General features: G+C 71.7%; 15 protein-coding genes. 5 read left to right on the top strand and 10 right to left on the bottom strand.

What is annotated here, in order from left to right; all coding sequences use genetic code 11:
* Positions 1 to 285 precede the first annotated feature (285 nt).
* The gene (locus ACIP9D_RS22575) at positions 286 to 837 is read left to right on the top strand and encodes a winged helix-turn-helix domain-containing protein (RefSeq protein WP_400450725.1); all 552 of its coding nucleotides are present in this window, start codon (positions 286 to 288) and stop codon (positions 835 to 837) included.
* Positions 838 to 895: 58 nt separating this feature from the next.
* Here ACIP9D_RS22575 and ACIP9D_RS22570 read toward each other — a convergent pair whose 3' ends face one another.
* The gene (locus ACIP9D_RS22570; RefSeq protein WP_350874933.1) at positions 896 to 1,792 is read right to left on the bottom strand and encodes a diiron oxygenase; all 897 of its coding nucleotides are present in this window, start codon (positions 1,790 to 1,792) and stop codon (positions 896 to 898) included.
* Positions 1,793 to 1,840: 48 nt separating this feature from the next.
* Here ACIP9D_RS22570 and ACIP9D_RS22565 point away from each other — a divergent pair, with 48 nt between their 5' ends.
* The 3 genes from ACIP9D_RS22565 (at position 1,841) to ACIP9D_RS22555 (ending at position 3,792) form a co-directional block, all read left to right on the top strand.
* A complete protein-coding gene (locus tag ACIP9D_RS22565) occupies positions 1,841 to 2,569 on the top strand; it encodes a TetR/AcrR family transcriptional regulator (protein WP_350874934.1) in 729 nt (242 codons plus the stop codon).
* 70 nt (positions 2,570 to 2,639) lie between these two features.
* Positions 2,640 to 2,936, top strand: a complete 297-nt coding sequence (locus tag ACIP9D_RS22560) for a DUF4873 domain-containing protein (RefSeq protein ID WP_350874935.1) — start codon at positions 2,640 to 2,642, stop codon at positions 2,934 to 2,936.
* A complete protein-coding gene (locus ACIP9D_RS22555; RefSeq protein ID WP_350874936.1) occupies positions 2,926 to 3,792 on the top strand; it encodes an SDR family oxidoreductase in 867 nt (288 codons plus the stop codon). The genes ACIP9D_RS22560 and ACIP9D_RS22555 overlap by 11 nt, the downstream gene beginning before the upstream one ends.
* A 37-nt stretch (positions 3,793 to 3,829) precedes the next feature.
* Here ACIP9D_RS22555 and ACIP9D_RS22550 read toward each other — a convergent pair whose 3' ends face one another.
* Positions 3,830 to 4,390: an isochorismatase family protein gene (locus ACIP9D_RS22550; RefSeq protein ID WP_350874937.1), complete on the bottom strand. Its 561-nt coding sequence runs from the start codon at positions 4,388 to 4,390 to the stop codon at positions 3,830 to 3,832.
* Positions 4,391 to 4,567: 177 nt separating this feature from the next.
* On the opposite strand from ACIP9D_RS22550, the gene ACIP9D_RS22545 reads away from it, so the two are divergent.
* On the top strand, positions 4,568 to 5,077 hold the full coding sequence (locus ACIP9D_RS22545; RefSeq protein WP_350874938.1) for a VOC family protein: 510 nt from the start codon (positions 4,568 to 4,570) through the stop codon (positions 5,075 to 5,077).
* A 108-nt stretch (positions 5,078 to 5,185) separates the two neighbouring features.
* On the opposite strand, the gene ACIP9D_RS22540 is transcribed toward ACIP9D_RS22545, so the two are convergent.
* The 8 genes from ACIP9D_RS22540 to ACIP9D_RS22505 all read right to left on the bottom strand — a co-directional run bounded on the left by ACIP9D_RS22540 (position 5,186) and on the right by ACIP9D_RS22505 (position 16,863).
* Entirely contained in the window at positions 5,186 to 6,427 is a 1,242-nt protein-coding gene (locus tag ACIP9D_RS22540) for a DUF1501 domain-containing protein (protein WP_350874939.1), read from the bottom strand.
* Between the two features lie 9 nt (positions 6,428 to 6,436).
* On the bottom strand, positions 6,437 to 7,738 hold the full coding sequence (locus ACIP9D_RS22535; RefSeq protein ID WP_350874940.1) for a DUF1800 domain-containing protein: 1,302 nt from the start codon (positions 7,736 to 7,738) through the stop codon (positions 6,437 to 6,439).
* Positions 7,739 to 7,811: 73 nt separating this feature from the next.
* Entirely contained in the window at positions 7,812 to 9,026 is a 1,215-nt protein-coding gene (locus ACIP9D_RS22530) for an OFA family MFS transporter (RefSeq protein WP_350874941.1), read from the bottom strand.
* A 121-nt stretch (positions 9,027 to 9,147) separates the two neighbouring features.
* On the bottom strand, positions 9,148 to 10,245 hold the full coding sequence (gene nrfD / locus ACIP9D_RS22525) for an NrfD/PsrC family molybdoenzyme membrane anchor subunit (RefSeq protein ID WP_350874943.1): 1,098 nt from the start codon (positions 10,243 to 10,245) through the stop codon (positions 9,148 to 9,150).
* Positions 10,242 to 11,285, bottom strand: coding sequence for a 4Fe-4S dicluster domain-containing protein (locus tag ACIP9D_RS22520; protein WP_350874945.1), 1,044 nt, complete (start codon positions 11,283 to 11,285; stop codon positions 10,242 to 10,244). Before ACIP9D_RS22520 ends, nrfD begins: the two co-directional genes overlap by 4 nt.
* A gap of 2 nt (positions 11,286 to 11,287) precedes the next feature.
* A complete protein-coding gene (fdh, locus tag ACIP9D_RS22515) occupies positions 11,288 to 14,560 on the bottom strand; it encodes a formate dehydrogenase (RefSeq protein WP_350874946.1) in 3,273 nt (1,090 codons plus the stop codon).
* Positions 14,561 to 14,650: 90 nt separating this feature from the next.
* Positions 14,651 to 16,228 carry a molybdopterin-dependent oxidoreductase gene (locus ACIP9D_RS22510; protein WP_350874948.1) on the bottom strand — a complete coding sequence of 526 codons (1,578 nt, stop codon included), beginning with the start codon at positions 16,226 to 16,228 and terminating at the stop codon, positions 14,651 to 14,653.
* Positions 16,229 to 16,230: 2 nt separating this feature from the next.
* The gene (locus tag ACIP9D_RS22505; RefSeq protein ID WP_350874950.1) at positions 16,231 to 16,863 is read right to left on the bottom strand and encodes a fasciclin domain-containing protein; all 633 of its coding nucleotides are present in this window, start codon (positions 16,861 to 16,863) and stop codon (positions 16,231 to 16,233) included.
* Between the last annotated feature and the right edge of the window lie 54 nt (positions 16,864 to 16,917).

Below are 16,917 nucleotides of genomic sequence, written 5' to 3'. Positions count from 1 at the left end.
GCCTCCTCCAGAACGACCCAGAGTGAAATGAGCCATGGCGAAGGTGCAGGAGGTTCGTCTCGACGGGGTAAGCCGAACGGACGAGCCCCCTTTGTGCCCCCCCATGCACCGCGCGGGTCACGCCGGTTGCCCGTCTGGACACTATGATCGAGAAGAAAGGACGATCAAGAACTTGCCGTAAGCAACTTGTCGCTAACGGTTGCCAGGCTGGCGGCACGCCTGCCAGTCATTGTCACGACCATGACGAGAGCTGGGCAGTATGCCCGTCGATTCCGGGTGGGGGCTGTGGTCGACGACGACGAAATGACGCCGGACGGACCCGATCCGGCCGACGAGCCGTTCCCCCTGCTGATCGCGGTGACGGCGTCACCGACCGAGCGGATCCGGCTGGCGGAACGTCTCGACGGCATCGCGCCACTGCTGTTGGTGGCCGACCTCGACGAGCTACGTCGGCTGATCACGGCGCCGCAGCAGGTCCCCGACGCGCCGGCCGGGCCGGCGACCGCTCTCCCGGCCGCGTCGCCGGACAACACTCTGGTGATCGACTCGGGCCGGTCCACCGCCCGGTGCGGGGAGCGCGAGATCGAACTGACCCGGCTCGAGCACGACCTGCTGACCTGCCTGACCACCGAGCCGGTCCGGGTCTGGAGCTACGCCGAGCTGCACCGGTCGGTCTGGCGGGACGAGGGACGGGAACGCAAGGCGGACGTGCAGTCCCTGGTGAAACGGCTGCGGCGCAAGCTGCACCAGCTCGGCACCGACGCCACCATCGACGCGGTGCGGGGTGTCGGCCTGCGGCTGGCGGCTCACCAGCAACCGCGACTCGGGCGGGCCTGACGCCCGGCCGATGCGGGCGCCCTCGCGGGTGGAGCGCCGCAGTGGGTGGCGACGACAGTCAGATCAGCCCGGCACGGGACCACAGCAGCCGCCCCGGACCGGCCACCAGGCCGAGACCGGCCAGGTGGGCGTGCACTCTGCCGGCCGACCAGCGCAGGGTGGCCCGCCAGTGCGGATTCGCGCGAGCGGCGGCCCGACCGACCGCCGGCGGGATGCCCACCGCCGCGTACACCTCGGGGTGGACCAGACGGTTGGCGATCGTGTGGGCGGAACGCCCGATCAACAGCCGGGCGTACGCCATCGCCGGCGGGCCGGCCGCCGTCACCTGGCGAGCCAGCTCCTCGCGGGCGAACCGGACGTGTCGAGCCTCCTCCACCACGTGGATGCGCGACACCATCCGGATGAGCGGCTGCAGCGAATCGTCGGCCATGATCTCGCGTTGGAACGCGTCGAGGATCTCCTCGGCGATGAGGATCGCGGCGTACATCCGCGGGCCGCTGGCGGTGGCCTTGAGGAACCGTCCGAGCAGCTGGTCCATCGGATCCGCCCGGTAGACCGGACAGCCCATCGCCTCGATGAGCCGGCCGAACATGATCGAGTGTCGGCACTCGTCGGCCACCTCGGTCAGTGCGTACTGGGCGTGCCGGCTGGTCGGGTCGGCGTCGTAGTAGTCGCGGATCAGCATCTGCATGAGGATCGTCTCGAACCACAGCCCGGCGCTCGCCGCGCTGGCCACCTCGTGCTTGGTGAGTTCGACGCGCTGCTCCTCGCCGAGGCGTTCCCACAGCGGCGTGCCGTAGAGGCTGCTGCGGTGCGGTGGGAGCCAGTAGGCGCCGGCGACGTGCGGGGCGTCCCAGTCGATCTCCACGATGGGGTCGTAGCTGGTCCGTAGCGAGGACGTGAGCAGCCGCTCGGCGACCGCCTCGCGCTCCGTGCCGGCTGGTGTCGCCTCCATTACGCCTCCATATTGACGTGACGGCCGGTAACTGTTACGAGTAGTAGCATGCGATCGCCGCTCAAGGATGTCAATGGATCCGATCCGGCCGGGCCACCCCCCGACGACACGGGAAAGGCGAAGGGCAACGGCCGACGGGACCGCTGGGCCGACCATCGTGAGCAACGAAGGCGGGAGCTGGTCGCGGCCGCCGTGCAGGCGCTGTTGCGCCACGGACCGACGGTCGACATGGACCAGGTCGCCGCCACGGCCGGCGTCAGCAAGCCGGTCCTCTACCGCTACTTCGCCGACAAGTCGCAGCTCTGGGTCGCGGTGAGCGAGGTGGTGGCGGCCCGGATCATCGATGCCGTCGCGCCCGCGGTGGAGCAGGTCCGCGAGGAACGCGGTCTGGTCCAGGCGACCATCGACGCCTACCTCGGCGTGATCGAGTCGCAGCCCACGCTCTACCGCTTTCTGATGCACCAGTCCGGCCACCCCGGCATCCACCAGGTGGTCGCCGGGACCAGTCGGCAGGTCGCCGCCGGGTTGGCCCGGGTGATCGGCGATCGGCTGCGCGCGTTGGGTCTCGACGCCGGCCCGGCGGAACCGTGGGCGTACGGCCTGGTGGGCTTCGTCCAGGCGGTCGGCGACTGGTGGACCACCCACGGCCAGCCGATCCGTCGGGCGGCCCTCGCCGACTACCTGACCGCCCTGCTGTGGAGCGGGATCGAGGGCGTACGGCGCAGCGCCGACCTGCCGCCCGAGCTCACCCGCGCGCACGAACGGATCGCCCGGTGAACGGGCGTCGGCGAGCGAATCGCCGGCCCGGCCCGCCGGAGTCGCAGGCCGGGCGAGGCGAGGTGGCGCCATGAGCTACCACGGCCCGGCACTCGTCTCGGGCACCCCGGTCCGGGTGCGGCTGAGTGGGCGGTGGGAGCCGGTCGACGGCCGCTACCACTGGGGCGGACGGATCGAGCCCGCGCCCCCGGTGGCCCGGTTGCTGCGATCCGGCCAGCGCGACGTCGAGCTGAGCATCGCCGGGAGGGTCCGGCCGGCCCGGTTGGCCGAGGTCGACCCGTGGGGCGGCGTACGCGTCACCGGCGTCGGTGAACCGCCCTGGCCGCCGACGCCCGAACCGGACCGGGAGCGCGCCGATGCGGTATGACCTGACCGGCCGGACCATCCTCATCACCGGTGCGGCGCGCGGCATCGGGGCGCAACTGGCCCGGCAGGCGGCCGCCCGCGGCGCCCGGGTCGCCCTGGTCGGTCTGGAGCCGGACCTGCTCCGGCGGCTCAGCACCGACCTCGACGGGCACTGGCACGAGTGCGACGTCACCGACCAGCGAGCCCTGGACGCCGCCGTCGCCTCCACCGTGGCCCGATTCGGGGGCATCGACGTGGTGGTCGCCAACGCCGGCATAGCCAACCTCGGCACCACCGCCGTCGGGCCGGTCGACGCGCTGATCCGTACCGTCGAGGTGAACCTCGGTGGCGTGATCCGGACGGTCAGCGCCGCGCTGCCTCACGTCAGCGCGGCCCGTGGCCACGTCCTGGTCGTGTCGTCCGCCGCCGCCTTCGCGGCGATGCCCGGGATGGCGGCCTACAGCGCGTCCAAGGCGGGCGTCGAGCAGTTCGCCAACGTGCTGCGCCTGGAGACCCGCCAGCACGGTGTCACCGTCGGCTCCGCGCACCCGATCTGGATCGACACCGACCTGGTCCGCGACATCCGCGCCGACCTGGCCTCGTTCCGGCGGACCCTGCGCCGGCTGCCCTGGCCGCTGTCCACCGTCGTGCCCGTCGAGCGGTGCGCCGCCGCGCTGCTGCACGGCATCGAGCGCCGCCGGCGCAAGGTGTACGTGCCTCGCTCACTCGCGCTCGTGCAGGCACTTCGGCCGGTCGTGTTGAGCGGGCCCGCGGACGCGCTGGTCACCCGGCTCGGCGGCCGGACCCTGGTCAGCCAGATGGAGGACGAGGTACGCCGGCTCGGCCGCTCCTTCGGCCGGACCTCGGTGGGCGAGTGACCATGCGGGTGCACGTGCCACCGCGAGGTCGCGGGACTCAGGAGGCGGCGGCGAAGTCGACCTCCTTGGTCTCGACCGTCCCGGCCGAGCGTCCCGGCGCCGTCTGGTAGGCCCAGTAGAGGTTGGTGTGCGCGACGACCTGCTCGGGCGGGGGCGCACCCCAGGCGGTCATGTCCTCCGTGGTGTGCGCGTCGCTGACCAGCGTCGCGTCGTAGCCCCTGACGAGCGCGCCGTGCAGGGTCGCGCGGACGCAGCCGTCGGTCTGGGCGCCGACGACGACGAGCCGGCCGACCCCCCGCTCCGACAGCACCGTCTCGAGAGCGGTGTCCTCGAAGGAGTCGCCGTAGTTCTTCTCGACCAACGGCTCGGCATCGCCCGGAGTCAGCTCCGGCACGATCCGCCAGGCGTCGCTGCCCCGCACCAGACCCTCGTCGGAGTGCTGGATCCACACCACCGGAACCTGTTCCTGCCGTGCCTTCTCGACCAGACTGCCGACGTTCGTGACGACCGCGTCGCGCAGGTGGGCTCCCTCGACGACGCCCTGCTGCACGTCGATGACGAGCAGCGCGGTGTTCGGCCGGTTCTGAAGAGTGGTCATGAATCCTCCTGCTCGTGCCGGACGGTTCCACCACGGTAGGCGGGCCACCGACAGAAATCCGCCCCGGCCGCCGGCCCGAGCTGCTCCGTCGCGGCAGCACTAGCCGATTCCGCACGGGGTAGGACCTGACGAGCAGCGTTACCGAAGCGACCATGCACGCTGGTGAGGAGAGACAGGATGGCAACCATGCCAAACCCCTCGAACGGGTCCATCGGCCTCCGGACGGCCGCGCACGTCGGGGTCGCGGTGAGCGATCTCGACCGTTCGGTCGCGTTCTACCAGACTCTGCTCGGCACCGAGCCGGTCGTCCTGGACGAGACGATGCGCGGGCCCGGGTTCGCGCAGTCGCAGGGGCTGCCGACGACGCAGCTGCGGTACGCCACCTTCAACCTCGACAATCTCGGGATCGACCTGATTCAGTTCCAGCAGCCGGTCGGCGAACCGGCGCAGGTGGCCGCCAACCGGCCCGGGTCGATGCACCTGTGCTTCCGGGTGGACGACCTGCGATCGGTCTTCGACCGGATGCGCGAGGCCGGCTTCGACTTCCTCGGGGAGCCCTACACGTTCGCCGAGGGCGAGGTCTATCCCGCGGACGCGCTCGGTACGGAGGTCGCCTACTTCAACGACCCGGACGGAACGAATCTCGAACTGATCGCTCCCAAGGGTGGCTTCGCCCGCAGCACCTGAACGCGGCGCTGCGGCGGCCGGCGACCGGTCGCCGCGCGGCCCGTACCGGCGGCACGGCCGCCCGGCAACGCGCCGCGACCGGCGGCGATGACGACAGCCGCGACGGCCTCAGAGGATGTCGGTGAGGCGGCCCCGCCAGCCGGCGAGGACCCGGTCGGGGTCGGTCTGCAGCACCTGCTCCAGCAGGGTCGCGTAGACGTCCCGGAAGTCGGTGGTGAACCTCAGGTCACCGTCGTCGAGGTCGGTGAGGCTCGGTGGCTCGCCGTACACACCGCCGCGCACGCCGGACCCGAGCAGCAGCACGTTGGAGGCGGTGCCGTGATCGGTGCCGTCGGAGGCGTTCGCGCGTACCCGGCGGCCGAACTCCGAGTAGACCGCGACCACGACCTTGCGGCCCGCCTCGGTCCGCGCCATCCGGTCGACGAACCCGCTGAGCGCGCGGTCCACCTGCCCGAGCAACACTTCCTGCAGCTGCCGCTCGTCCGCGTGGGTGTCGAAGCCGCCCAGCGACACCGAGAAGACCCGGGTCGAGACGCCCGCCTCGACGCACTGGGCGACCAGATCCAGTTGCCCGTCGAGCGGGGTACGCGCGCCGCCGGTCGCGGTGGCCGGCTCGGCCGCGCCCTCCTGCTCCTCGCCGTCGGAACCGTCCGCGTCCCGTACCGCGCGGATCATGGCGTCGACGGACCGCAGGTCGGCGAAGCACGTGGCGGCGCGGACCCGGGCCGGCGACTCGCCCGACGCGGGGGCGGCGAACGCGGCCAGGGTGGCGTCGGAGAGGCCCATCGGGGCCTTCCGTTCGGTCAGCGGCACCGACGCTCCCGCACCGCGCGCACCGGCCAGCAGCGGCGGAAGCGCCGGCTCGAAGGAGACCGCCAGCCGGGGGTCGCCACCGGCCTGGTCGAGCCACCTGCCGAGCCACCCGGTCGTGCCGGGGCGTTCCGGCTCCGCGCTGTGCCAGATGTCCATCGACCGGAAGTGGCTGCGGTCCGGCTTCGGGTAGCCGACGCCCCGGACCACCGCCAGGCGCCCCTGGCCGTGCAGCCGGTGCAGTCCGGCCAGCGCCGGGTTGAGGCCGACCTCGTCGTCCAGCCGTTTGACCTGCTCCGCCGGGTACGCCAGCTCGGGGCGGGCGTCGTGGTAGGCCGGGTCGGCGTACGGGATGACGGTGTTCAGGCCGTCGTTGCCGCCGTACAACGTGACCAGCACCAGCGTGCGGGCCTCCGGGTCGCGGTCACCCGCCGTGGCGAGCAGGTCCTCCCACCGGTATGCGGCCGCGCCGGCCGCCAGGGCGGTCGCGCCGACCACTCCGCTCGCCACCAGGAACCTTCGTCGGGTCAGGACGTCCATCGCTCCTCCTCAGCTGACCGCGTACTCGGGACTGACCAGGCCGGCCACGATCAGCCGGCGCGGTTCGCCGGTCAACGGCGTCAGCGCCGCCCGGGTGCGCTCGCTCCAGCCGTCGACCACGAGCAGCCGGGCCAGAGCCTCGGGGCGACCCTCGGGCGGTGCGGCGCTGAGCCGGGCCAGCACGGCCGGCGCCGCGGCGCTCGCCAGGGCGTCCGCCGTGCGCAACCGAGCCTGCAGCGACGAGGTGGTCAGCCAGGCGGTGCCGGCCGGCCAACCGCTGACGCTCGGCGGCCGCAACGGCACCTGGTCCATCGCCGTCAGGCCGGCGAGCAGCCGTCGTCGGCGCTGCTCCGGTAGGACCGACGGCCGGACGCCGAGCTGACGTGCCGCGCCGACCAACCACTCGACGGGCTGCTTGACCAGGGTGTCCCGGGTCTGAGCGAAGGCCGGCGCGGTGAAGATCCGGCGCAGCGTGGTGACCGTGTCCGGCCCGGCGAGCTCCGCGGGCGTGGGCTCCTGCGGGCCGGCGAAGCGGAACCAGAGCCGCCCCGCGACGTGGCGTGCCGCCTCGGGCCGACCGGCCAGCAGGCGGGCGTAACCGGCGGCGTCGAAGGCGTCCCGCTGACCGAGGATCGTCTTGACTCCGGCGTCGTGTCGGCGCCGCTCGAGCCGGGCCGCCCCGGTGCGGCGATCGACCACCCAACCGGTGAGGGCGCGGGCGCCCTCCTTGACGTCCGCCTCGGTGTAGCCGCCCTCGATGCCGAGGGTGAAGAGCTCCATCAGTTCGCGGGCCAGGTTCTCGTTGGGCGCCTTGCGGGTGTTCTTCTGCCCGTCCAGCCAGAGGATCAGGGCCGGATCCCGGACCATCGCGTCGACCAGCGGCGCGAGCGGCCCCCGCCCGAGCCGGCGCATCGTCTCGAGCTGGCGCAACATGAGCGGGGCGGAGCGGACCTTTTGCGCGCTGGTCGCCCAGTGCCCGTGCCAGAAGAAGAGCAGCTTCTCGGTCAGCTGGTGGTCGGCGGCGACCATCCGGGTGAACCACCAGTCGGTCAGCTTCGTGAGCTGCTCGCGGCGCTGCTGGTTCGCCCGTTGGCGATCTTCGCGGCTGGACTCCTTGCCGAGCTGCGCGGCCGGATCCGGGCCGAGCGGCGGGGTGGGAGTCGTGCCGGCGCCGGCGTCCGGGCCGCCGGGCGTGAGCAGCCGGTCGAGGGTACGGGCGAGCCCCGCGCGCTCGGCCGCGTCGACCTCGTCGGCGGTCGGCCCGAACGTGGCCCGACGCAGCAGGTGCGCCACCGCTTCGCGCTCTGTCATGAGGCTCGACGCTAGGGCATCGATGTTCGAGGAGGGTAAGAGCGCGGTCCGGGAACCGTCCGGTCCGGTCGGCTCAGGGGCCGGTGACCTCGTTGTGCGGTCGCGGTCGACCCGGTGCCGTCGGCAGCCGGGTGATCGGCGGCAGGATCAGGCCCACGAGGGCGACGATCGCGATGACGGTGAACGGCAACGTGTAGCTCTCGCCGCTCGCCTCGAAGAGCAGCGAGGTGACCAGCGGGCCGACCACGCCGCCGATGCTCCAGGCCACGATCATCGCGCCGTACACCGCGCCGGCGTTGGGCGTGCCGAAGTAGTCGGCGGCGGTGGCGGGCATCGTGCCGAAGCCGCCCCCGTACGCGAGATAGACCAGCGCGGCCAGCACCGCGAAGACCGCGAAGGCCGCCGCGTGCGGCAGGATGAAGAAGCAGATCGCCTGCAACAGGAGCATCCCGATGAACGCGGGCATCCGCCCGGTGCGGTCGGAGAGCCATGCCCACGCCACCCGGCCGGCGCCGTTGAACAGGCCGAGGACGCCGACCAGGGTCGCGGCGGTCGCCGCGGTCGCCCCGGTGATGTCCTGGGTGGCGTCGGACGCCTGGGAGATCAGCGCGATCCCGCAGGCGACGTTGATGGTGAGGATCCCGGTGAGCAGGTACCACTGCCGGGTACGCAGCGCCTCGCGCAGCGTGTAGACACGGGTGCCGGCGACGGCGCGGCCCTCGGCCTTCGGGGTGAAGCCGGGCACCTGGTACGCCGCCGGCGGGTTGCGGAAGAAGGACGCCCCGAGCAGGATCGCGATCAGGTAGGCGATGCCCAGCGGCAGGAACACGCTGGTGGGGTCACTGGTCCGGTTGAGCAGGGACTTCGCGACCGGTGCGACGATCACCGCGCCGAAACCGAACCCGGCGACCGCGATCCCGGTGATCAGGCCGCGGCGGTCCGGGAACCACTTGGCGAGCATCGCGATCGGGGTGATGTAGGCGGCTCCCAGGCCGATCCCGCCCAGCACGCCGTAGGTCAGCACCAGCAGCCAGAGGTCGTCGCTCGACGACGTGAGCGACGCCAGCATGTTGCCGACCGCGTAGAGCACCCCGCCGCCCAGGGCGACCGGTCGTGGTCCACGCCGGTCCTGGATGCGGCCACCGACCAGGCTGCCGATGAAGATGGTGCCGATCGCCACCTCGAAGGGCAGCACCGCCTGCGCCTTGCTCCAGCCGAACTCCTGCTGCAGCGGCATGTTGAACACGCTCCACGCGTACACGGCGCCGAGCGCGAGCTGGACGAGCACTGCGGCGGCGACGAGACCCCATCGGCCCCGCGTCGGTGTGGAACTTCCCTGATCGCTTGCGGTGTGGGCCATGAGCTGAGTCCCCCGTTCGTCGGCTCACGGGCTGGCGCCTGCGGATGAGCTACGTCCGTTTCTCGGCCGGCGACCGGTCCCCTTCCTGGTCGCGCCGTTCCCGTTGCGGCACGACGGTGTACTTCGGATCGCGCGCCGACGTCACGCCCGCCTCGAAGACGCCGAACCGGGTGGCGACCGACGAGGCCAGCAGGGCGGCGCCGGAGAGCGCGGAGAGCGCGCGGCTGCGCCCGCTCAGCAACGCCGCGGTGGCGCCGACGGCGAGCAGCGCCCGTCCCGCCCGCATCAGGCGGCCGCTGCGCCCCTGTCGGTAGGGCTCGCTGGTCAGCCCCATTCGTTCCAGCCGGTGGCCACCGGCCAGCTCGATGGCCGCGGCCGCCAGGGCGAGCCGGCGCACCGGGGCGGTCTCCGCGGCGGGCGCCGCGATCAGCCCGACCCCGCAGGCGGCGGCGAGCGCGCTGCCGGCGAAGACGAACGGCAACGCCGGGTAGGCGTCGTGCCAGGACGGTACGGCGGTGTCGGCCAGGAGCACCCCGGTGTAGGTGGCCAGCGCCGGTGCGGTGGCCGCGGCGACCAGGCCGGCGACGTCGCCGACCGGCGGGGCCAGCCGGCGCGCCAGGCCGAGCGCGCCGTGCCGTGGGAGCAGCGGCGCCACTTCGGCGACCGCCGCGACGCCGGCCAGCGGCCCGAAGGCGGTGAGGATCCAGGTGCCGACCGACATCGGCGAGGTCAGTTTGGCCACCCGAAGCATGTGGTGGAACCGGTCCGGCCGCCCGAGGTCGTGGACCAGCAAGTAGGTGCTGGCGGCGATGCCGCCGAGGGCGGTCCCCCGGCTCACCTGGCGCAGCCTGGGCCGCCCGGTCAGCTGGGCCCCGGCGGCGATCAACGCGCTTCCGGCGGCGAGGCCGCCGGTGAACAGGTAGCCGGCGATGTCGTGCTTCCACACGGGCGGTTTGAGGATCGGCCGGCCGTAGTAGGAGGTGAAGTCGACCGGCGGGACGGTGACCTGTTCGCCGCCCGCACCGCGCCCTCGCCAGCCGCGACCGGTCCCGCGCCGGCGCTGCCCGTCGGCGGGCCTGTCGATCCGGAACTCGGGGAGCCGGGCGCCGGCCGGCTCGTTCGGGTCGGCTGGCGTCGGGCCCGTCATGGCCGACCGCCGATGAACGCGACGGCTGCGGCGGCGGCCATCGTCACCGCTGCCAGGCCGGCGCGTTTCCACATTTTAGGCAGGTCACGGGTGGTCACGACCGGATCCGGGGGCAGACCGTACACCTCCGGCTCGTCCAACAGCAGGAAGAACGCCCCGTCACCACCCACACCATCGTTCGGATCATGACCGTACAGACGCGCCTCCGACACCCCCCGCCCATGCAACGTCGCCACCCGCGCCGCCGCCCGCCCCCGCAACTCCTCCAACGGCCCGTACTGGATCGACTCCGTCGGACACGCCTGCGCGCACGCCGGCGTCATGCCCGCGCCGAGCCGGTCGTAGCAGAGCGTGCACTTCCACGCCCGACCATCATTCTTACGCTGATCGATCACCCCGTACGGACAAGCCGAAATGCAGTAACCACACCCATTACAGATGTCCTCCTGCACCACCACCGTCCCGAACTCCGTCCGGAACAACGAACCCGTCGGACACACATCCAAACAAGCCGCATGCGTGCAGTGCTTACACACATCCGACATCATCAACCAACGGAAATCGCTACGACCCTCGACACCGGTACCGCGCCCCGGCGGCTGCGCACCCGGCATCCCCAGGAACTCCGAGCCACCCACCATCCGCGCCGCGGCCCCCGGCGAACCCGATGGGATACCGGGATCGGTACCGGTGTGGGTGGCGGTTTCGGCGCCGAAGGTCGCGGTGGCCGCGCTGACCGGCGGACCGGCCGGGGTGTCCTCGAACGCGGGAGTGGCCCAGCCGGACGGGCGGGGCTGCTCGACGAAGGCGACGTGCCGCCACGAGTTCGCGGTCAACGCGCCCGTGTTGTCATACGACATCCCCAACAGGTCCAGCCCGCTCGCCGGCACGTCGTTCCACTCCTTGCAGGCCACCTCGCAGGCCTTGCAACCGATGCAGACACTCGTGTCGGTGAAGAACCCCATCCGCGGCGGGGCATCCTCGTAGCCCGCGTCCGGTGCCGGGTCCAGTGGCCCGTACAGGCTGTTGGCGTGGACCATCGTCAGGCCTCCTGGTCGCTGTCGCTGGCCGCGTCGTCGGTCGTGACCATCGGCGGGTAGTGCGGGTTGAGGTTCCCCGACCGCCGCCGGTAGTCCACGACGACGTCCAGCAACTCCCGTCCCCTGGGCCGCCGGCCCGGCCGGATGTCGCAGGTGCCGACCTTGCTCTCCTGGATCAGCACGTTCGGGTCCAGGGTGATCCCGAACAGGTCGTTGGCGGAGTCGCCGGTGACCAGGCCCTGGTAGCCGAAGTGGTAGGGCAGCCAGATCTGGTGGATGATCCGGCCCTCGACCCGTAGCGGGGTGAGCCGGTCGGTGACCAGCACCTTGGCCTCGATCGCCGCTCGGGTGGTGATGAGGTGCGCCCAGCACAGATGATTCAGTCCCCGTTCGACCGCCAGCTCCGGCGAGACCTCCACGAACATCTCCGGCTGCAACTCCGCCAGCGGCCGCACGGTACGGCTCATCCCGCCGGCCGTGTGGTGTTCGGTGAGCCGGCTGACCGTGAAGACGTACGGGAAGACGTCGCTGTGCGCCTCGGGCGGGCTCGGATTGAGCGTGTTGATGGGATGGGTGTAGACCTTGCGGGTCGGGTTGGACTGCTGCCGGTAGAGCGGGTTGCGCACCGGCGACTCGGCCGGCTCGTAGTGCGTCGGCAGTGGCCCGTCGAGGACGCCGGTCGGGGCGTACAGCCAACCCTTGCCGTCGCCCTGCAGCACGAACGGGTCGTCGCCGGCGATCGCCGCCACGCCCGCCGCACCCGAGGGAGGCCGGAACGAGGGCGCCTTGGTCTTTTCGAAGTCCGGCACGTCGTAGCCGGTCCACTCGCCCTTCTCCGCGTCCCACCAGACGTACTTCTTGCGCTCGCTCCACGGCCTGCCGTCCGGGTCGGCGGAGGCGCGGTTGTAGAGGATCCGCCGGTTCGCCGGCCAGGCCCAACCCCACTCGGCGGCCACCAGGTCCTGCTCCGAGCCGGGCTTGCGGCGGGCGGCCTGGTTGACGCCGTCGGCGTAGACCCCCGTGTAGATCCAACAGCCGCCGGCGGTGGAGCCGTCGTCCTTCATCTCGGTGAAGGAGGCGAGCGGTCGGCCGCTGGCCACGTCGTACCCGTTGATCTCGTAGAGCACCGACTCGGCGCTCGGCTCGGCGAGCGGGCCGTGCGTCGGGTAGTTCCAGTTCAGGTCCAGCAGTGCCCGGTCGCGGGGCAGGGGCGACGTGGCCAGCCGGTCGCGGATGATGCGGCCGAGGTGGTAGAAGAACCACAGCTCGGAGCGCGCGTCGCCCGGTGGCTCGACGGCCTTCTCCCGCCACTGCAGCAACCGCTGGGTCTGGGTGAAGGTGCCCTCCTTCTCCACGTGCGAGGCCGCCGGCAGGAAGAACACCTCGGTGCGGCACTGCTCGGGCACGATCTCGCCGGTCTCGGTCTCCGGGCCGTTCTGCCAGAACGTCGCGCTCTCGATCATGAACAGGTCGCGGACGACCAACCAGTCCAGGTTCGCCATGCCCAGCCGCTGCGCGCGGCCGTGCGCGGAGCCGACGGCCGGGTTCTGACCGAGCAGGAAGTAGCCCTTGACCTTTCCGTCGATCATGTTGAGCACCTGCTGGTAGGTGCCGTGGTCGCCGGTCATCCGGGGCATGTAGCCGTAGCAGTAGTCGTTCTCGGCGGTGGCCGCGTCCCCCCAGTACGCCTTGAGCAGGTTCACCCCGTAGGCGCGGGCGTTGCCCCAGAAGCCCTTCTGGCCCGGATGCCGGATGCTGTCCACCCACTCGTCGAAGGTCGGGTGGTCGGCGTGGTGCGGCATCGGCAGATAACCCGGCAGCAGATTGAACAGCGTCGGGATGTCGGTGGAGCCCTGGATGCTGGCGTGCCCGCGCAGCGCCATCACTCCCCCGCCCGGACGCCCCACGTTGCCCAGGAGCAGCTGGATGATCGCGCCGGTACGGATGTACTGCACTCCGACGGTGTGCTGGGTCCAACCCACCGAGTAGACGAGCATGCCGGTCCGGTTCCGGCCGGAGTTCTCCGTCCAGGCCTGGGCCAGTTCGAGGAACTTCTCCTGCGAGATGCCGCAGATCCGCTCGACCATCTCCGGCGTGTAGCGGGCGAAGTGCCGCTTGAGGATCTGGTAGACGCAGCGCGGATGCTGCAAGGTCTCGTCCCGCTCGGTCTGACCGTTGACCGGCGCGCCGTGCGATTCGTGCTCCAACCCCGCCGCGGTTTCCCGTTGGGTCTCGGTGTCGCGGGTCCCGTTCTGCTCGTGCCCGTGGTACTGCCAACTGGTCTGGTCATAGCTGGCGTTCTTCTCCTTGAACCCGGAGAAGAGCCCGTGCAGATCCTCGGTGTCGCGGTAGTCGTCATTGACGATGGTCGCGGCGTTGGTGTAGGAGACCACGTACTCGCGGAAGTCGAGTTCGTTCTCCAGGATGTAGCGCACCACCCCACCGAGAAGCGCGATGTCGGTGCCGGCCCGGATCGGCAGGTAGCTGTCGGCCAACGCGCTGGTCCGGGTGAACCGGGGATCGACATGGAACACCTTCGCGCCGCGCCGCTTGGCCTCCATCACCCACTGGAACCCGACCGGATGCGCCTCGGCCATGTTCGAACCCTGAATCACGATGACGTCGGAGTTGGCGAGGTCCTGCTGGAACTGCGTCGCGCCGCCACGACCGAAGCTGGTTCCCAGACCGGGAACGGTGGCGGAGTGTCAAATACGCGCCTGGTTCTCGATCTGCAACGCGCCCATCGCCGTGAACAACTTCTTGATGAGGTAGTTCTCCTCGTTGTCCAACGTCGCGCCGCCCAGACTGGAGATCCCCAGCGTCCGGTTCAGCGGACGGCCCTCGCCGTCGACGTCCTCCCACGTCTCGTCCCGGGCCGCCAGGACCCGATCGGCGATCATGTTCATCGCCGTGTCGAGGTCCAGGTCTTCCCACTCGGTCGCGTACGGCCGCCGGTAGCGCACCGTCGTCTGACGCAACGGGCTGGTCACCAGACTCTTGCTGGCGGCGCCCTTCGGACAGAGCCGGCCACGGGAGATCGGACTGTCCGGATCCCCCTCGATCTGAGTGACCTGCCCGTCCTCGACGTACACCCGTTGGCCGCAACCCACTGCGCAGTAGGGGCAGATCGACCTGGCCATGCTGTCAGCGGTTTCGGTGCGCGCGGTGAGCGACGTGGACTGGGCGGACTTGGCCGCGGCGCCCCGACCCAGCGGGTCGGTGCCGGTGAGCTGGCGGTAGACCGGCCAGCCCTCGATCCAGGTGCGCACCCCCATCGCTCCGCCTTTCCGACGAAAACGCGGAAAACATGAACAGTCTGACACTAGACGAATTGCCCGACTCGCGCGGCGGGATGCACGTACGGGTCAGGTGATCGTCACGGTCACGTTGTGCCAGCCGGTCGCGCCGCTCGGAAAGGGTGCCGCACGCTCTTCGGTCTGGGTGGCTTCGGCGGCGTCGGTGGCCCGGACCCGGATGGTGTGGCTGCCGGGCGTGGCGTCCCACCGGTAGGACCACTGCCGCCACAGGTCCGGTGAGGGGCCGTCGGCGAGCCGCGCCTGACGCCACGGCTCGTCGTCGACCTGGATCTCGACGGCGCTGATGCCGCGCCGCTGGGCCCAGGCGACACCGGCGATCGTCACCAGGCCGGCTGGCCGGCGGGCGAAGGGTCTGGGGGTGTCGACGCGGGACGCGGTCTTGACGGGCGCATCCGCCGCCCAGCCGCGGCGCACCCAGTACGCGTCGTAGGCGGCGAAGGTGGTGACCTCCAGCTCGGTGAGCCACTTGCACGCGCCCACGTAGCCGTAGAGGCCGGGCACCAGCATGCGGACGGGAAAGCCGTGCTCGAGGGGAAGCGGTTCGCCGTTCATGGCGACCACGAGCATGGCGTCCCGGCCGTCGAGCACGGCCCGCAGCGGGGTACCGATGGTCATCCCGTCGACGGAGCGGCTGACCAGCTGGTCCGGTCCGACCTCGAGGCCGGCCTCGCGCAGCAGCGGGGCGAGCGGTACGCCGGTCCAGCGCGCGGTCCCGATGTAGGGCCCGCCGACCTCGTTGGAGACGCAGTTCAGGGTGATGTCGCGCTCGATCAGCTCGCGGGCGAGGAGCTCCTCGAACCGCCAGCTGCGGGGCCGCCGCACCGCACCGCCCAGGGTCAGCCGCCACCGGTCGACGTCCACCTGCGGGACGGTGAGGGCGGTGTCCACCCGGTAGAAGTCCCGATTGGTCGTGTGGAACGGGGAGACACCGTCGACATCCGCCCGGACGCTCGCCGGTAGCGGCGGGGCGGGGCTGGCGGGCGCGGGGATACGTACCGTGGCGCGGGAGCGGGTTCCGACGCCGCGGTTCACGCCGAGAGCCTGCCCGGTGGCGGCGGCCGCGGCCGCGTTCAACGCGGTCGCGCCGGAGGTGGCCAGGAACTGCCGTCGGTTGAGCAGCCGCGGTCGGCCGGTCGGCGAGACGGCGACGGTGCCGGCGGAGCGGACCAGCGCCAGCATGGCGAGCAGGCCGGCGACGGCACCGGCGATCGTCGGGGTGGCGTCCACGGCGACGGCGGTGGGACGGGTCAGGACGGCGACGACGCCGATGACGGTGAACGCGGCGAGTCCGATGACGCCGTAGCGGCGGCGGCGCAGCGCCGCAGCGCCGATGATGACGCTGGCGGCGGCGAGGGCGACGTGCACGGCCGCCACCAGGACGAGTTTGTCGGCGGTGCCGAACGTGCGGATGGCGAACGCCTTGACCGGTTGCGGGGCGAGGTCGATGGCGGCGGCGCCGACGGCGAGCACCGGATCCGCGGCGGGGTTGAGCACCCCGGCGGCCAGGTGGGCGACCGCGACCGCGGTGCCGGCGGTGAGCAGGCCGACGACGACCGCCCGCAGGCCGATGGAGGGGGGCGGCCCCGGCCGGCCGTGGGCCGGCCGGGGTCCGATCGCGGTGGTCATGGTCAGCTCTTGGGCATCAGCACGGTGTCGACGAGGTACACCGTGGCGTTCGCGGTCGAGACGTTGCCGCAGACCACCATGGACGTGCCGTTGACGGTGAACGAGGAGCCGCTGCCGGTCACCGTCAGGTCGGCGCCCTGCAGGGTCTCGTGCGTGCCGGCGAGGGTTTCCGGGGAGAGCTGGCCTGGTACGACGTGGTAGGTCAGCACCTTCTTCAGCATGGCGTCGTCGGCGAGCACCTTGTCGAGGTCCGCCTTGGGAATCTTGCCGAACGCGTCGTTGGTCGGCGCGAACACCGTCACGCCCTGCGCGGTGTTGAGCGAGTCGACCAGGTTGGCCTTCTTGACCGCGGTGACCAGGGTGGACAGCACCGGGTTGCCGGACGCGGCGGTCGCGACCGGGACCTTCGCCATCGCGTCGAAGCTGCCCGGGTTAGCGGGGTCGGTCGGGACCGCGGAGCAGCCCGGGCCGAACTGCGCGGACATCATCGACGGCGACGCCGAGGCCATCGGCGCGCCGGCCGACGTGCTCGGCGCGGTGGTGGCGTCGTCGGCGGCGCTGTCGGTGTCGGCGCCGCAGGCGGACAGGGCCAGGATGGCGGTCGCGCCAACGGCGGCGAACATTCGCCGGTACATAGGTGCTCCTCAGATCGGGGGTTGGTGCTTTCACCGAGGATTCGGAGTGACCCG

It is taken from the genome of Micromonospora sp. NPDC093243 (assembly GCF_044753725.1).
Taxonomy (GTDB): Bacteria; Actinomycetota; Actinomycetes; order Mycobacteriales; family Micromonosporaceae; genus Micromonospora.
Note: the sequence above shows the minus strand (reverse complement) of the source record. Positions and strands in the feature narration are given on the sequence as shown.

Coding starts and splice junctions, on each gene's coding strand:
- ACIP9D_RS22540 (WP_350874939.1), bottom strand. CDS start 6,427: ATGGACGTCCTGACCCGACGAAGGTTCCTGGTGGCGAGCGGAGTGGTC.
- ACIP9D_RS22510 (WP_350874948.1), bottom strand. CDS start 16,228: ATGACCACCGCGATCGGACCCCGGCCGGCCCACGGCCGGCCGGGGCCG.
- ACIP9D_RS22545 (WP_350874938.1), top strand. CDS start 4,568: ATGGCAACCATGCCAAACCCCTCGAACGGGTCCATCGGCCTCCGGACG.
- ACIP9D_RS22560 (WP_350874935.1), top strand. CDS start 2,640: ATGAGCTACCACGGCCCGGCACTCGTCTCGGGCACCCCGGTCCGGGTG.
- ACIP9D_RS22505 (WP_350874950.1), bottom strand. CDS start 16,863: ATGTACCGGCGAATGTTCGCCGCCGTTGGCGCGACCGCCATCCTGGCC.
- nrfD (WP_350874943.1), bottom strand. CDS start 10,245: ATGACGGGCCCGACGCCAGCCGACCCGAACGAGCCGGCCGGCGCCCGG.
- ACIP9D_RS22520 (WP_350874945.1), bottom strand. CDS start 11,285: ATGGTCCACGCCAACAGCCTGTACGGGCCACTGGACCCGGCACCGGAC.
- ACIP9D_RS22555 (WP_350874936.1), top strand. CDS start 2,926: ATGCGGTATGACCTGACCGGCCGGACCATCCTCATCACCGGTGCGGCG.
- ACIP9D_RS22565 (WP_350874934.1), top strand. CDS start 1,841: ATGCGATCGCCGCTCAAGGATGTCAATGGATCCGATCCGGCCGGGCCA.
- ACIP9D_RS22550 (WP_350874937.1), bottom strand. CDS start 4,390: ATGACCACTCTTCAGAACCGGCCGAACACCGCGCTGCTCGTCATCGAC.
- ACIP9D_RS22535 (WP_350874940.1), bottom strand. CDS start 7,738: ATGACAGAGCGCGAAGCGGTGGCGCACCTGCTGCGTCGGGCCACGTTC.
- ACIP9D_RS22570 (WP_350874933.1), bottom strand. CDS start 1,792: ATGGAGGCGACACCAGCCGGCACGGAGCGCGAGGCGGTCGCCGAGCGG.